Source organism: Spiroplasma endosymbiont of Sarcophaga variegata (assembly GCF_965178695.1).
GTDB lineage: Bacteria > Bacillota_I > Bacilli_A > Mycoplasmatales > Mycoplasmataceae > Spiroplasma > Spiroplasma poulsonii.
In genome coordinates this window covers 994,135-1,010,189 of the sequence record NZ_CBCXVU010000002.1, presented here as the reverse complement: position 1 = coordinate 1,010,189, position 16,055 = coordinate 994,135, and the positions used below count along the sequence as shown (strand labels likewise).

At 30.7% G+C, this 16,055-nt stretch carries 18 protein-coding genes; 1 reads left to right on the top strand and 17 read right to left on the bottom strand.

All coding sequences use genetic code 4. From position 1 onward, the window contains the following. Positions 1-15: 15 nt before the first annotated feature. From rsmI to rsmG, 13 genes are all read right to left on the bottom strand, one after another. Positions 16-900: a 16S rRNA (cytidine(1402)-2'-O)-methyltransferase gene (gene rsmI / locus ACOBME_RS07020; protein ID WP_338965242.1), complete on the bottom strand. Its 885-nt coding sequence runs from the start codon at positions 898-900 to the stop codon at positions 16-18. Continuing rightward, positions 890-1,459, bottom strand: a complete 570-nt coding sequence (gene pth / locus ACOBME_RS07015) for an aminoacyl-tRNA hydrolase (RefSeq protein ID WP_338965241.1) — start codon at positions 1,457-1,459, stop codon at positions 890-892. Before pth ends, rsmI begins: the two co-directional genes overlap by 11 nt. A 14-nt stretch (positions 1,460-1,473) precedes the next feature. Further along, complete coding sequence (gene purB / locus ACOBME_RS07010) at positions 1,474-2,772, bottom strand: adenylosuccinate lyase (protein ID WP_419334778.1); 1,299 nt, start codon at positions 2,770-2,772, stop codon at positions 1,474-1,476. After that, a complete protein-coding gene (locus ACOBME_RS07005; RefSeq protein ID WP_338965237.1) occupies positions 2,772-4,073 on the bottom strand; it encodes an adenylosuccinate synthase in 1,302 nt (433 codons plus the stop codon). Before ACOBME_RS07005 ends, purB begins: the two co-directional genes overlap by 1 nt. Before the next feature lie 67 nt (positions 4,074-4,140). Continuing rightward, positions 4,141-5,736 (bottom strand): CTP synthase, encoded by a 1,596-nt coding sequence (locus ACOBME_RS07000; protein ID WP_338965234.1) that lies wholly within the window; start codon positions 5,734-5,736, stop codon positions 4,141-4,143. Positions 5,737-5,819: 83 nt separating this feature from the next. After that, complete coding sequence (gene rpoE, locus ACOBME_RS06995) at positions 5,820-6,329, bottom strand: DNA-directed RNA polymerase subunit delta (RefSeq protein WP_338965232.1); 510 nt, start codon at positions 6,327-6,329, stop codon at positions 5,820-5,822. A 48-nt stretch (positions 6,330-6,377) separates the two neighbouring features. Then, positions 6,378-7,589 (bottom strand): HD domain-containing protein, encoded by a 1,212-nt coding sequence (locus tag ACOBME_RS06990; protein WP_338965229.1) that lies wholly within the window; start codon positions 7,587-7,589, stop codon positions 6,378-6,380. Positions 7,590-7,591: 2 nt separating this feature from the next. Further along, the gene (gltX, locus tag ACOBME_RS06985; RefSeq protein WP_338965227.1) at positions 7,592-9,040 is read right to left on the bottom strand and encodes a glutamate--tRNA ligase; all 1,449 of its coding nucleotides are present in this window, start codon (positions 9,038-9,040) and stop codon (positions 7,592-7,594) included. A gap of 21 nt (positions 9,041-9,061) precedes the next feature. Further along, entirely contained in the window at positions 9,062-9,523 is a 462-nt protein-coding gene (gene ispF / locus ACOBME_RS06980) for a 2-C-methyl-D-erythritol 2,4-cyclodiphosphate synthase (protein ID WP_338965225.1), read from the bottom strand. Between the two features lie 11 nt (positions 9,524-9,534). Beyond that, the gene (ychF, locus tag ACOBME_RS06975; protein ID WP_338965223.1) at positions 9,535-10,635 is read right to left on the bottom strand and encodes a redox-regulated ATPase YchF; all 1,101 of its coding nucleotides are present in this window, start codon (positions 10,633-10,635) and stop codon (positions 9,535-9,537) included. Positions 10,636-10,657: 22 nt separating this feature from the next. After that, positions 10,658-11,548 carry a ParB/RepB/Spo0J family partition protein gene (locus ACOBME_RS06970; RefSeq protein ID WP_338965220.1) on the bottom strand — a complete coding sequence of 297 codons (891 nt, stop codon included), beginning with the start codon at positions 11,546-11,548 and terminating at the stop codon, positions 10,658-10,660. Then, positions 11,535-12,314, bottom strand: a complete 780-nt coding sequence (locus ACOBME_RS06965) for a ParA family protein (RefSeq protein WP_338965217.1) — start codon at positions 12,312-12,314, stop codon at positions 11,535-11,537. Before ACOBME_RS06965 ends, ACOBME_RS06970 begins: the two co-directional genes overlap by 14 nt. 58 nt (positions 12,315-12,372) lie before the next feature. Then, positions 12,373-13,074: a 16S rRNA (guanine(527)-N(7))-methyltransferase RsmG gene (rsmG, locus tag ACOBME_RS06960; RefSeq protein ID WP_338965215.1), complete on the bottom strand. Its 702-nt coding sequence runs from the start codon at positions 13,072-13,074 to the stop codon at positions 12,373-12,375. Positions 13,075-13,168: 94 nt separating this feature from the next. Between rsmG and ACOBME_RS06955 the strand changes: the two genes are divergently transcribed. Next, positions 13,169-13,672: an isochorismatase family protein gene (locus ACOBME_RS06955; RefSeq protein WP_338965212.1), complete on the top strand. Its 504-nt coding sequence runs from the start codon at positions 13,169-13,171 to the stop codon at positions 13,670-13,672. A 32-nt stretch (positions 13,673-13,704) separates the two neighbouring features. On the opposite strand, the gene ACOBME_RS06950 is transcribed toward ACOBME_RS06955, so the two are convergent. The 4 genes from ACOBME_RS06950 to secE are packed head-to-tail and all read right to left on the bottom strand — an operon-like array spanning position 13,705 to position 16,053. After that, complete coding sequence (locus tag ACOBME_RS06950; RefSeq protein ID WP_338965210.1) at positions 13,705-14,274, bottom strand: HNH endonuclease signature motif containing protein; 570 nt, start codon at positions 14,272-14,274, stop codon at positions 13,705-13,707. 10 nt (positions 14,275-14,284) lie between these two features. Next, a complete protein-coding gene (locus ACOBME_RS06945; RefSeq protein WP_338965207.1) occupies positions 14,285-14,878 on the bottom strand; it encodes a DNA-3-methyladenine glycosylase in 594 nt (197 codons plus the stop codon). Between the two features lie 49 nt (positions 14,879-14,927). Then, positions 14,928-15,572 (bottom strand): transcription termination/antitermination protein NusG, encoded by a 645-nt coding sequence (gene nusG, locus ACOBME_RS06940; RefSeq protein ID WP_338965205.1) that lies wholly within the window; start codon positions 15,570-15,572, stop codon positions 14,928-14,930. Positions 15,573-15,606: 34 nt separating this feature from the next. Next, positions 15,607-16,053 (bottom strand): preprotein translocase subunit SecE, encoded by a 447-nt coding sequence (gene secE / locus ACOBME_RS06935; RefSeq protein WP_338965202.1) that lies wholly within the window; start codon positions 16,051-16,053, stop codon positions 15,607-15,609. Positions 16,054-16,055: the final 2 nt, after the last annotated feature.

Sequence of the window (16,055 nt, the reverse complement as noted above, 5' to 3'; positions counted from 1 at the left end):
ATTTGTTTTGACATATTACTCCTTGTGATGATGATATTTATTATACAAGATATTTTTACTAATTTGATATTTGCTAGCAACAAAATCAATTGCTTGTCTAACTCGATAATTTTTATTTTTAATTAATTGATCAATTTCATTAATTAAAACTTCATCAGCAACGATGCTTTTTGGTTCACAAGTAAATCCATCAACAACAATTACATATTCACCAAAAGCAACATTTTCTTCTTCTGCTAAAAATGTTAAAACTTCTTGGCAAGAACCACGATATCATTGTTCATGAATTTTTGTAAGTTCCTTCCCCACTGCAATTTGACGATCACCCAGCACCGTAAAAATTAGTTTTAATGTTTCTAACAGACGGTGTGGTGCTTCATAAAAAATAACTGGGTATGGTAGCTGTGCAATTTGTGCTAATTCATTAGTTTTCTTTGTTTTAGTTTTATCTAAAAAACCAAAAAATAAAAAGTGTTTTGGATTAAGACCTGAGCTAACAATCGCATTTAAAGCAGCATTTGCTCCACTAATTGGCACAACATCATAAGGATACTCCGCTAAAATTTTATGAACAGCATAATAACCCGGATCACTAATTAACGGATAACCAGCATCACTAATAATAGCAATCGATAAATTAGCTGTTAAATCATTAATCATTTCTGTAAACCGTTCAATTTCATTTTCTTTATTTAATGAAACTAATTTTTTCTTTAGATTAAAATAATTTAACAATTTTAAAGTATTACGAGTATCCTCACAATAAATTTTTTGAACATTATTTTTAATAACATCAATCGCTCGTGGTGTCATTTCTTGTAAGTTCCCAATTGGTGTTGCAATTAAATAAACTTTGGGCTGATTACTTTTAAAACTATATTGTTTAATTTTATTTGCCATTATAAAGACTCATTAGTTTATCAAAACTATCACCTTGAACCAAATATTGGGAAATAATTTGAGAAACTCTTTCTAGAAGGTCATTATTAATAATTGCTAACTGATCAGCGCTAAATTTTCCTAAAACCCAGTTGCGAAGCGGGATTTGATCATGCTTACCAATTCCTAACTTAATACGCAAAAAAATTTCACTACCTAACTTGTGAATTAAATCTTTAATACCATTATGCCCCGCACTTGAACCATTCTTTTTTAATTTTATAACATTAAAGGCAAGATCTTTATCATCATAAATAACAATGATATCTTCTAACGTTAATTTATAAAATTGTTTAATTAATAAAACGGCATCACCACTTAAATTCATAAAAGTTTGCGGTTGACAAAAAAGAACTTTTTCATTGTTAATTGCTGTTTCTCAAACAAAAGCATTAAAAACATTACGAGGTTTTGTTAAATTAAACTTAACAACTAGTTTATCAATTGCTAAAAATCCGATATTATGTCTTGTATAACTATATTCACAACCCGGATTACCCAAACCCACAATTAACTTCATAATTTCGCTCCTCTTTATTTAAACACCCGTTGATAAATTTTATCAACATTACGTAAAAAATAATTAATATCAAATAACTGGTCTAGTTCTGATAATGTTAAATATTTTGCAACATCATTTTTAATCAAGACTTTTTTAAAATCAATTTGTTGTTGTTGTTGTTGTGTAAGTAAGGTGCATTTTTGAATAAAATCATAAACTTCTTCCCGCGAATAATTAGTTTTTTTCAAAATTTTTGTTAAAACAACTTGGCTAAAATAAAGATTATTCGCTTGTTGTAAATGTTCATTAATCTTAATTGGATTAACAACTAAATCTTCAAGAACAATAATCATTCGTTTTAACAAATAAACAACTAACTGATATGTGTCAGGAATAATAATTCGTTCATTACTACTGTGTGAAATATCACGTTCATGTCATAATAAATTGTTTTCAAAAGCAACATTCATATTGCTACGAATTAAACGAGCTAATCCTGAAATATTTTCCGCACTAATTGGATTTTTTTTATGGGGCATTGAAGATGACCCTTTTTGGGTTTTACTAAAGCCTTCGGCAATTTCGCTAACTTCTGAACGTTGAAAGTGGCGAAACTCTAAAGCCATTTTTTCTAATAAACTAGCAATTTGCCCAAAACTAGTGAACAACGCAACATGATAATCACGGGAAGTAACTTGAGTTGTAATTGGATCAATTTGTAATCCTAATTGTTGTGCAACATATTCTTCGACCGACATTTCAACATGAGCAAAATTACCGACTGAACCAGAAATTTTTACAACTTCAATCCCTTGTGCTGCTGAATTAAAACGAATGATGTTTCGTTCTAATTCTGCATACCAAAGTAAAAATTTTAATCCTAATGAAGTTGGTTCAGCAAACATCCCATGGGTACGCCCCATAATTAGTTGCTTTTTATATAAGAGGGCTAACGATTTTAAAACTGTTTGCAACTGGTGCAAGGATTTTTTAACAACTTCATTTGAAACTTTAATTAAATAATTTTGACTAGTGTCAACAACATCAGTTGATGTTAAACCATAATGAATTCATTTCTTTTCTGGTCCTAATGTTTCAGACAACATGCGGGTAAAAGCAACAACATCATGTTTTGTTTCAACTTCTAATTCTAACATTCGTGATAAATTTACTGTTAAATGTTCTTTAATTTTTTTAATATCGCCAGGAGGAATTAAGCCAATTTTAGCTCAACCTTCACAAACTAATAGCTCTACTTTTGCTCAAGTATTATATTTATTTTCATCACTTCAAATTGCTTCCAACTCTGAAACAGCATAACGATTAATCATTAGAAAATTCCCTCATTCATTAAAATGGTTTGTTCACGATCAGGACCAACCGAAAATAAACTAATTGGTACTCCAACAATTTCCTCTAATTTCATTAAATATTGTTGAGCATTATGTGGTAGTTCTTCAAATGACGTCACTTTACTAATATCCTCTTCTCACCCTGGCATTGTAATTAAGATTGGTTTACATGCTTCATATTCTTTAATTGTACTTGGAACATAATCAATTTGTTGACCCTCATATTCATATCCAACACAAATTTTCAATTCCTTAATTGATGATAAAACATCTAACAACATTATTGCCATACTAGTATAACCACTAATTCGTAATGAATGTTTCATTAAAACACCATCGAACCACCCGATTCGCCGCGCGCGACCAGAAACAGTGCCATACTCGCGTCCTACTTCGCGAATATATTGTTCTGTTTCGCCGAAAATTTCTGATGGAAACGGACCAGTTCCAACTCGCGTATTATAAGCTTTGACAATTCCAATAACATTATTAATATAACGCGGGGCAATTCCAACCCCAACCGGAATTGATGCAGCTGTTGGATTAGAAGATGTCACAAAAGGATAGGTTCCGTGGTCTAAATCCAGCATTACTCCTTGGGCTCCTTCAAATAAGACTTTCTTATGGGCATGAATCGCATTATCAACTAAAATTGAAATATCAGTTACCATTGTTTTAATTTGTTGGAATAAATCTAAATATTCTTTTCAAATTAATTTTGGTTCAAATCCTTCACTATTAAAAATCTTTGTTAAAATTTCATTTTTAAATTTCAAATTATTTTCTAATTTTTGTAAAAATCCAGCTTCATCAAACAAATCACCTAAACGAATCCCAATTCGTTCGGCCTTATCCTGATAACAAGGTCCAATTCCTTTTTTTGTTGTTCCAATTGAATCTTTTTGGCGATATTCTTCTTGCAATTCATCAATTTTCATATGATATGGAAAAATTAAATGTGCTCGATCACTAATCCGTAGATTGCTACAATCAAACCCATTTTCTTGTAAATAATTAATTTCACTAACTAATTTTCGTAAGTTAACAACACAACCATTCCCAATTACATTAATTGAATTTTTATTAAAAACACCCGAAGGAACAATACTTAACTTATATTTTGTTCCCTTAATCACAATTGTGTGCCCAGCATTATCGCCACCCGCTCAGCGCACAATAACATCAGCTTTTTGGGCAAAATAATCGGTAATTTTACCTTTTCCTTCATCCCCTCATTGACTACCAACAACCGCTAATGTTCGATAATTTGTACCACTCATAACTTATTCCCAACCTTTCTATATTTTAATCTTAATATAATTTTCAATGATTTTACATTTTTTCTCTTTATTTAGTCTTAATTACCGCTTGGATAAAACCATTAAATAATGGGTTTGGTTTGTTTGGCCGTGAAGTAAACTCAGGATGATATTGCGCAGCAATATAAAACGGATGATCACGTAATTCAATAATTTCAACCAAGTTTTTTGTCTCATAAAGGCCACTAAAAACTAATCCTGCTTGTTCTAATTGTTGACGATAATCATTATTAACCTCATAACGATGACGATGACGTTCTAATACTTCATCTTTACCATATAATTGATGAGCTAATGTATTTGGAACTAAAGTTGTTTTATAATTTCCTAATCGTAACGTTCCACCAATATCTTCTGTTTTATCTTTGCCACGAATCAGATCAATAACAGCATTATTTGTTTTAACTAGTTCAGAAGAATTTGCATCCTCAATATGACAAACATTACGAGCAAATTCAATCACTGCTGCTTGCATTCCAAAACAAATTCCTAATAACGGAATCTTATTTTCACGGGCAAACTGACAAGCCAAAATTTTCCCCTCAAAACCTCGTTTACCAAAACCACCAGGAACTAAAATTCCCTTTGCATTTTGAAATAACTGTTGATAATTATCGACAGTAACATCTTCAGCTTTAATTCAATCAATTTTAATTTGAACACTATTTTCATAACCAGCAATCCGTAATGATTCACTAACAGATAGATAAGCATCTGGTAACTCAATATATTTTCCGACCAACTTAATTTCAATTGTTGTTTGTGAATATTCAATTTTTTCAACAAATCGCTTTCATTCCGTAATATCTGTTTTTGTAATGTTTAAATTTAACAAATTACTAATCACTTGCTGCGCATTCTGCTGATACATTTTCATTGGTACTTCATAAATACTCGCAGCATCAGTTGCAACAAGAACATTACTTTTTTCAATATTACAAAATAAAGCAATCTTTTCAATTAAACTATCATCTAATAATTGTTCTGCGCGAGCAACAACAATGTCGGGTTGAATTCCTAATGATAATAATTCTCGCACTGAATGTTGCGTTGGTTTTGTTTTTGATTCCTTTGAAGCAGCAATATACGGAACTAATGAAACGTGCATATATATCACATTTTCACGACCTTGTTCCATTCGGACTTGGCGAATTGCTTCAATAAAAGGTAATGATTCAATATCACCAACAGTACCACCAATTTCAGTAATAATAATATCAGCTTTTGATGTTTCTGCGGCATGATATACCTTCTTTTTAATTTCATTAGTAACATATGGCACCACTTGGACTGTTCCGCCATCATATTCACCACGACGTTCCTTTTCAATTACATTTTTATAAATTTGTCCTGAAGTAATATTTGATTCTTTTGTTAAGTTTTCATCAATAAAACGTTCATAGTGTCCTAAATCTAAATCAGTTTCTGCACCATCAGCTGTAACAAAAACTTCCCCATGTTGATAGGGGCTCATTGTTCCTGGGTCAACATTTAAATATGGATCAAATTTTTGCATAAAAACATTTAATCCACTTGCTTTTAATAAGACACCGATTGAAGAAGCAGTAATTCCTTTCCCCAGACCGCTTACAACTCCTCCCGTTACAAAAATATATTTTGCCATCGTATTTTCATCCTTTCATCCCCAAATAAAAAGAGTTTAGAAATTAACAGGGTTGTCAGTTCTAACACTCTTCAATCTTGGTATTAATTATTTTCTTCCATTTCATTTTCAAGAGCTTTTCAGTCAATTTCTTCTGTAATGCCCAATTTAGCTGCTACTGTCTCATCGTCATCATCAACAGAATAATCATTCGTCAACTCATCATCCTCAACTTCAATTTTGACAAAATCATCCTCTTCATTATCATCTTCATCTAAAGTATCATCAAAATCAAGAGTGTCAATCAATGATTCCTCTTCTTCATCTTCTTCCTCTTCATCTAAATCAATATCTTCAAATTCTTCTGTTGTTTCAAATTGATCAGTATAATCATATTGTTTTTTAATATCATCATATTTTAAAAATTCACGCAACCCTCACATACCTTCACTTGTTAAGACAAAACGATTATCTAAAACTAAATCAGTATATAATTCCGCAATAACGTCTTCCTTACTTGTTCCGTGTACTATTACAGCACTTTGTGAAGCAATCTCATTTCAAATATTTTCAAAAGTATCACTTCCACCTTTTTTCTTTAAACATGAATACACTAACTCTAATAATTCTACACTATCGTTCATTAATTTAAACCTTTCTTACTAACTACTTTCATATCTTTCACCAATTGAAAACCAAATTGTTGTTGCAGTTTCTTTGTTATTATTTTTAAATGCCAAGACTTCTGACACTTCCATAATGCATTTTATACCATCAGGAGTATCAATATAAATTGGTTTTGTATCACTATCATATAATTTAACTGGTTTTAGGTTATATTCAACCATAAAATAATTATAATGGTTTTTATTAATTTCTTCTAAATTTCTTTTATCATTATTTACTTTTCGTAAAAACTGACGATTTGTTAACATTTTAATTAAAGTAACTAAAATTTCATCATTTTCCTGCTCTAACATTTTTAAATAAGTAAATAAAGTGTAATCATCTAATAAACAATACTCTTCTGCTTTCATCATTTTACCATCAAATAATGGCCTTAATAATGTTACAATATCTTTATTTTTAAAAGGATATTTTTCATGGTACAAATCACATAAACGCTTAAACATCATTTTAAAAGTTAAATCAAAACCAATGCTTAATGGGTGTAAATAAATTTGTTTATACATATGATAACGACCAATTAGAAAGGATTCAATTGCATACTGAACTTTTAACGGAAAAATGATTTTTTTATCTTTAATAAACAAGTGCCGAATAATTCATTGCGTATCAACATGACTATAACCAACACCACTTGTTTGGCCATCACGCAATAAGTAATCCATCCGATCAGCGTCTAATTGCGATGAAACTAATGATGATAAAACACTATCCCGATGTTTTCCTTCAATAATCATACATAATTCATTAATTTCATCTGAACTAAATTCTTCAATTAAAATCTTATTAATATTTGATGTTGGACTTTTGATTAATAATGTTGAATAACTTTCGTGGTTAATATTACTATTCGTAATTTTATTAATCATTTCAAAAGTATGCGAAAAAGGACCATGCCCAATATCATGCAATAATCCTGCTAATTTAACCAATAATTGTTCATGTTTACTATACATTTCTTGAAAACTTGGTGTTTCTAACATTTTACTAACCAAATGATAAACACCAATACAATGTGAAAAACGCGTATGCGACGCACTTGGAAAAACATATTGTCCCCCTGCTAACTGACTAATGCGACGTAACCGCTGAAATTCTGGAGTATTAATTAATTTGACAGCAATTTCTTCAATAATTTCAATATCACCATGAACACTATCCCGGATTGTTAAGGGTAATTTCATCATCTTTATTGTAATTTTGTAATATTACTAATTACTTGTTCCTTTCCTAATAAATAAATAACCTTTGCTAGTTCTGGTCCGTGTTCTTGATGAGAAGTAAAAATTCGAATTGGCATAAATAGATTCTTTCCTTTCATTTTATACTGATCACCCATCTTTGTAATTAGGTCTTTAATATTTGTTTCTGTTCAATCTGATAACTCATGTAACTGTGTTTTAAAAGTTGCAATCATTGTCTCATAACCACTTAATTCTGTTAACATTCCCCTTGTTGCTAGTGCTAACTGCGCAACTGGTTCAAAGAAAGGTTTTGCTAATGTAACAATTTCCGCACCATATTGAAGTTCTTTTTTATAAATTAATAATAACATATTTACTCATTCTGGGGTTTTTTTTGTTAAATCAAATGCTTGCGCTAAAAAAGGTCGAACAAAAGCAAGATAATCTTCATCGCTAAGTTGTTTAAGATAATAATTATTCATTCAAGTTAATTTTTTAACATCAAACATACTTGGCGATTTACTAAATCGTTTTTCATCAAATAACTTAATTAATTCATCATGAGAAAAAATTTCTGCTGTTCCCAATGGTGATCATCCTAATAAACTAATAAAATTAAAAATTGCCGTTGGTAAATAACCTAAGGTACGATACTGACTAATAAACTGCACTAAATGACTATCACGTTTTGATAGTTTTTTATGTTGTTCATTAACAATTAAAGTTAAATGCGCAAAAATTGGTGGTGTTACATTAAAAGCTTGGTAAATCATTAATTGTTTAGGGGTATTAGAAATATGTTCTTCACCGCGAACAACATGACTAATTGCCATTAACATATCATCAATTACTACTGCAAAATTATAAGTTGGAATCCCGTTTGATTTTAAAATAACTCAATCCCCAAGGTCTTTTGATTCAAAATGAACCGAACCACGAACTAAATCATCAAAATCATAATTTGTGTTATCGGGAACAAAAAAGCGCAAATTATATGGCGTATTATTTGCTAATTTTGTTGCAACTTCAGTTGCTGATAATTTTCAGCATTTTCGATTATAACGTGGAGCAAGGCGTCCTGCCGCTAATTGCGCTTCACGATCTTGTTCTAATTCAGTTGGGGTGCAGAAACAATAATATGCTTTTTTCATATCTAATAACTCTTGAGCATATTTTTGATACAAATCTAACCGTTCTAACTGGCGATATGGCCCATAAGCTCCTGGTCGATCAATTGTTTCATCTGGTTCAATTCCTAATCAGCGTAAATTATCTAATTGTGATGCAATTGCTCCATCAACATTACGTTCTGTATCAGTGTCTTCAATCCGTAAAACAAAAATACCTTGATAATGTTTCGCAAATAAATAATTAAATAAAGCTGTTCTTGTATTCCCAATATGTAAAAATCCCGTTGGACTTGGTGCATAACGTAATCTAATCTTTTGACTCATTTTAGTTCCTCATTCTAACTTCTAACAATTGTCTTTTTTAACTAGCAGCAATGTTGTATAACTTTGAATAATGTTAGTAAAGTTTTTTTCTGCTGTTGTTGCTTTAATATTAATATTTTCATCTTCTAATTGTAATAATTGTTTTAAATTCATCTTAATTGCTGTTTTATATTCTTTTAATTTTGGCGCATCAACAATAATCGTTGTATCAATATTAACAATTTGATAATTTTGCTTAGCCATTAAAGTTAGTGCTTGCTTTAAAATTACTTGTGAATTAATATTTTTGTTTGTTTCATCAAACCAATCACCTAAATCGCCAAGTCCTAAGGCTCCAATAATTGCTTCACTAATTGTGTGTAACAAGATATCACCATCCGAAACAGCTTCAACTTGATGTTGACAGGGAATAAAAATTCCTCCCAAAAGTAATCCTGTTCCTGCTTTTAAATTATGTAAATCATAACTATTACCAATCCGCATTATTATTCTCCTTAAACATTAAATTTGAAAAAGCAAATATCACCATCTTGCATGATATAACTTTTTCCTTCACTCCGTAGACGACCATTTTCTTTTACCGCTTTTTCACTACCGTATTTGATTAAATCAGCATATGAATATATTTCGGCACGAATAAAACCACGTTCAAAATTAGAGTGAATAAGACCCGCACACATTGGTGCTGTTGAACCCTTCTTAAAAGTTCAGGCACGAACTTCTTGTTTTCCCGCCGTAAAAAATGTTTGTAATCCTAATAAGGCATATGATTTTTTAATTAATTGATTTAACCCTGTTTCTTTAATACCATAATCTTCCATTAACAAAGCACGATCAGTTACATCTAACACCGATAATTCTTCTTCAATTTTGGCACAAATAACAACAACTTCAATCCCATTTTGTTTGCCATATGCCTTTACGTTTTCAACATAAACATTATCTCGTTGACTCAAATCATCTTCAGCGACATTAGCAACATAAATAAATGGTTTAATTGTTAATAAATTAAAACTTTTTACAGCTCTTAATTCATCTTCTGATAACACAAGATCTTTTAATAACTTGTTTTGTTCTAATGTTGCTGCTAACTTTAATAACAACTCATATTCAAGCACATCATCTTTTTGTTTTAGGGTTTGCGCTTTTTTCGCCACTTTATCAATTCGTTTCTGAATTTGTTCTTGATCAGAAATAATTAGTTCCAAATTAATAATTTCAATATCACGAATTGGGTCAACTGTTCCTTCAACATGTGTAATATCTTTATTATCAAAACAACGAACAACCATACAAATTGCATCCGTTTCGCGAATATTTTGTAAAAAAGCATTGCCTAAGCCTTCTCCTTTACTAGCGCCAGCAATTAATCCGGCAATATCATAAAATTCAAATGTACTAAGAATTGCTTTATTTGGTTCACAAAGATTAATTAAAGTATCCATGCGTTCATCAGGAACTTCAACTGTTCCAACATTAGGATTAATTGTTGCAAACGGATAGTTTGCTGCTTCAACTTGTGAATTTGTAATTGCGTTAAATAAAGTTGATTTACCAACATTTGGTAAACCAACAATCCCCATTTTTAATGCCATCTTTTTTATTCCTTACTATCAACTAATCATCTGTTAAACCTAATAATTCTAAAATTCGGTTTAAATCTTTTAATCCATGGTAACTAATAACAACATTATCAGCATCAATAACGACCTTTGTTCCTAATTTTCGCATAATTTTATTTTCTAAAAATTCATTAACAGTTCGTTTCCCCGAATCTTTTTTATTAGTTTCTTGAACTTTACTTGGTTTTGTCCCATAAGTTTTAACTAATTCTTCAACTTGGCGCGCATTTAAATTAAGACTGACAATTTTATCAACAACCTTTTTAAATTCACTCTTATCAATGTGAAGACTAATTAACGGTTTCACTTGTCCCATCGTAACTTTATTTTCTAATAATAATTTCTGAACATCAGCTGGTAAAGTTAATAAACGTAAGGTATTTGTAATATGACTCCGTGATTTTCCAATTCGTTTTGCTAATTCATCTTGGGTTAAGTCTAGTAACGCAATTAATTCCTTATATGCATTTGCTTCTTCAATCGTATTTAAATCAACCCGTTGGATGTTTTCAACCAATGCCACTTCTTTCATTTGTTGATCATTAAAATCAACAATGATTGCTGGAATTTTTGTTAACCCTGCTAATTTAGCAGCGCGACTACGACGTTCTCCCGCCACTAAATAATAACCACTACTTGTTTTTTTAACAATTATTGGTTGAATTAAACCATATGCTTTAATTGATTGTGCTAATTCTGCCAACTCTTCGTCATTAAAAGTTTTTCGTGGCTGATGTGGGTTTGGAAAAATTTCTGTTAGCATAATTTCATTTGCTGTTGCTTTTAATTCATCGCTACTTTCAATTTCTTTAATTACATCGTTAATTCCTTCACCAAAAATTTTATCCAATCCCTTTGAACTTAATCGACTCTTATTGTTTGCCATTATTTGCCAACACCTCTCTCGTTAATTCTTCATACGCAATTGCCCCGGCGCCACCTTTATCATAATCAAAAATACTTAATCCATGTGAGGGTGATTCACTAATTTTAATATTACGGGGAATATGCGTTCGATATACTTTTTCATTAAAATATTTTTTAACTTCTGCCATTACTTCAAATGATAGTTTTGTTCGTGAATCAAACATTGTCAGAACAATCCCTTCAATGGTTAAATTTTTATTAAACATTTTTTGTACAAAGCGAATTGAAGTTAACAATTGGGCCAAACCTTCTAATGCATAATATTCCGCTTGAATTGGAATTAAAACTGAATCAGCACAAGCTAACGCGTTTCGATTAATTAATCCTAATGACGGTGGACAATCAATTAAAATAAAATCATATTTATCACGAATCGGTTTAATCCGGTCAAGTAACAGACTTTGATTATCATCTAATCTTTCCATTAAATAAATATCTGCTCCCGCTAACGAAATTGTTGCTGGTGCTAAATCAACATTATTGATAACGCCTGGGATAATAATATTTTTTAACGGCACTTGGCCAACTAAAACATCATACATACTCATCCCATCATGAATTTCATCTTTATTAACCCCCGTTCCTGTTGTCGCATTTCCCTGGGGATCAATATCAACTAATAAAACTTTTTTCCCAGTTCGCGCTAAGCCCGCCGCTAAATTAATTGAAGTTGTTGTTTTTCCAACCCCACCTTTTTGGTTTGTGATTGCAATAATTTTCCCCATAATTTTCCTCTCTTTGCTCTGTAACTAATAATTTTATATACTACTATTATATAACACTTTACCCAATTGGGAATTTTTTTATTTGATTAAAACTGCGTGGATATGGTTTTACTGTTGGTGCGGTTTTAATAAAATAACAAATATTACGTTCTCCTAATGGAAGAATATTTTCATATTGTGTCTGTTCTAACTTTAAATTTAAGGCCTTTAATGTTGCTTGTGCTGTTGCTAATTCGTTAACAATATTAGGTCCTTTATAACAAATAATTTTCCCCTGAACTTTAACCATTCGCACAACTAATTCTAACAACATTCCTAAATTAGCAACAGCTCGTGAGACAACATAATCAAACTGTTCAGAATGTTGTCAACTGTAATTTTCTGCACGAGCATGAACAATTTCAACATCCTTTAACTGTAACTTGGTAATTAACCGTTGCAAAAACAAACAACGTTTTTCTAATGCTTCAATAATCGTTAATTTAATTGTTGGACAAAATATTTTCAGAATAATCCCCGGAAATCCAACGCCACTCCCAACATCAACAACTTTTACTTTATCACCAAACGTATAATTTTTTAACACTAATGCTGAATCTAGAAAATGTTTAATATAAACATCCTCACGACTAACAAGGGTTGTTAAATTCATTACTTTGTTTTGCTCAACCAAATATTGATAATATTGTTCTAATTGTTCTTCTTGCTGTTTGTTAATAACAAGCTCAGAAAAATAATCATTAATTAGTTTGATCATCATAACCCCTCATAACTTTTAATTGCGTTAACATTATAACAAGATATTTGTTAATATATAAATAGATAATAAAAATTATTCAAAAGGAGAGTTAAAAATGACGAAAAAAGCGTTAATTGTTGTTGATTATCAAAATGACTTTGTTAATCCAAAAGGAGCATTATATGTTTCTGGAGCAGAAAAACTTCATCATCAAATTGTAAAGTTAATTAAAACGTTTCAAAATAATAAAGATTTAGTTGTTGCCACAAAAGATTTTCATCCCAAAGATCACTGTTCATTTAAAAAGTGACCACCACATTGTCTTGCCAATAATTGAGGAAGCAAACTTTATCAATTACCAGAAAGTTATTTTAATAAAATTATTTTAAAAGGAACAGCACAAGACATTGACAGTTATAGTGCCTTTTTCAATGATGATCAAATTTCGAACGGTTTACATAAATTCTTACAAGAACAAAATGTGACAGACCTTGTCCTGGTTGGTGTTGCCTTAGATGTTTGTGTTTCTGCAACTTTAACTGATGCTATTAAATTAAATTACCATGGTTATCTTGACCTAACATGTAGTGTTGGCCTTAACCCCCACATTACCTTTTAAAAAAACTATTATCTTAATAAATAATAGTTTTTTTAAAAATCATCATCGTCAAAATCAATGTTTTTTACCCGCATAATGGTTTCACCGTTTGGCAATTGACCAATCCGCCCGCTGCTACTGCCCCTTCATTTAACTTGATAATAAATAATTCCTTGAGCGTGTAGTAATTTTAACAACTCAATCCAATTGTATAATTGATCGCGATACATTCAACGCTTTTCGCTATGAGATTCAATTAAATTACGATTATAAAAACTGTGTGGATGTGATCACATTCGAATTTGCCGCATTGTGTTTTCACGTTTTGACACAATTTCAAGATTTTCAGCACGATTATCGCGGGGATTACCATTAATATGATCAATCGTCATATTTGGTTGTACTTGGCCAATAAATAATTCAACAACTAATTTATGCAGCGGTTTTGTTTTTGTTTTTCCTTCTTCACGACGACGAACTAAAAAATAATTTGTATTTTTTGGTTTTTTTAGTTCCTTAACTTTCTTTGTCATATTGTTACGAATACGACCCATATTACTAATCTCAAGATAAGGAAAATCAGGATGAATTTTTCAAATTTCTGTGTTTTTTGTTTTGTACATTTTTAACCTCTTACTTTTTTGAAACTGCCTTATGATTGGTAATATAAAAACGATATGGTTTTAACTTAAAATTAGTTGCATAATCAATATTAACCCGTGGCGTTGTTGTAATGTCAAAAACACTTGGCGTTGTTTCTTGCCCTAAATATAGTGTTGAACTTTTGATAAGGTCAAGCCCATCATCAGTTTTATTAATTTTTAAATAACGTGACAGTTTTCCTGGACCATTTGCTAAATTAGGTTTACTAATAAAATTAGGAATTGTTTCATCAAGAATAATTTCACCAGCTCGTAACAAAACAGCACTCGGATAATCAACTTGATCAGTAACAATATTAAGACAAAAATACATCCCATAAATCATAAAAATATGGGCATAACCGCCTTGTCAAAATAATGTTTCATTACGTAAACTTCGTTTATTGTTAAAACCATGATTAGCATCATCGTTTGGTCCATCATATGCTTCTGTCTCAATAATTTTACAAATAATTTTTTTCCCATCAATAATACGAATTAAATACTTTCCTAATAATTGTTTTGCAACAATAATAGCATTTTGCGAAAAAAAAGCAGAATCTACTAATCGTGTTAAATTTAACATTTTTGCGAAAAAAACATAACAAAAATTATTACTAATTTGTTATGTCTTCTTAACCAATCTTTTCACATTGGTCAAAATCAACTTCGGTGGGAGTTAAACGACCAAACATCTCTAAATTTACTGTTGCAATTCCTTTTGAAGTATCAATTTTTGTAACTTGTCCTTCCATATCAACAAAAGTTCCAGATAGAATACGAACATAATTGTTAACTTCAAAGTTTGCAACAAACACTTTTTTAACTTTTTTCCCTTGTTGTGCTGCTGTTTTTTTAGCTGCTAGTAATTTTGAAAGCATTGTTTTTGCTTCTTGGTCAGTTAATGGAAACGGTTTTGTCCCGCGTCCTGATGAACCAATAAACCCGGTAACACCAGTTGTATTTCGAACAATATATCAGGCTTCATCATTCATAATCATATTAATAAAAATATATCCTGGATAAACGTTTTTTTCTATTGTCTTCCCGTTTTTGGGTGGTACTGTTTCTTTTACAACTCTAATATCAAAAACAACATCTTTCATATTTAATGATTCTACCCGTTGAATTAAATCATCACGGACACGATCTTCGTGACCAGAATAACAATTAATTACATATCATTTTCCAGGATACTTCGTAACATCATCGAAATCTTCACTGTTATCCAGGTTATCATTATTTGCCTCTAGTTCTGTCATTGTGTTCTGTTCTGTCATTATTTTGCTCCTTTAATTTTTTCTTATCGTACTATTATATAATGCGCGCGACGGTTAGTAAGTGGTGTAAAACTAAATCCAATACTAAATAAAATATTGCAAAAGCAATAATAAATAAAATTGTTATTAAAAATTTGCGTCCTAAACTACCTTTACTTGTCCAACGAATTCTTGTTACTTCTTTGGCCATTTTAACAGGAAATTCACGAAATGCTAATTTTCAATTTGTTCTTTTACTTTTATCGGAATGTTTACGTTTAAAAAGACCTTTTTTAATTGGCTCACCATTTTCGTCAATTTCTGGTGCAGTAATTTCTTTTTTTGTTCCAATTTGAATTGGTGCTGTTTTACTTGCTTTTTTTTGAAAAATTAGCGCTGCTTTCTCATTTTTCTTTTGCAGCTTTAACGATTTTTTTTTTTCTTTTGTTAAAACTGGTTTAATTTCTTTTTTTGCGTTATCATCTTTCGCTTTTTTAGTCATTG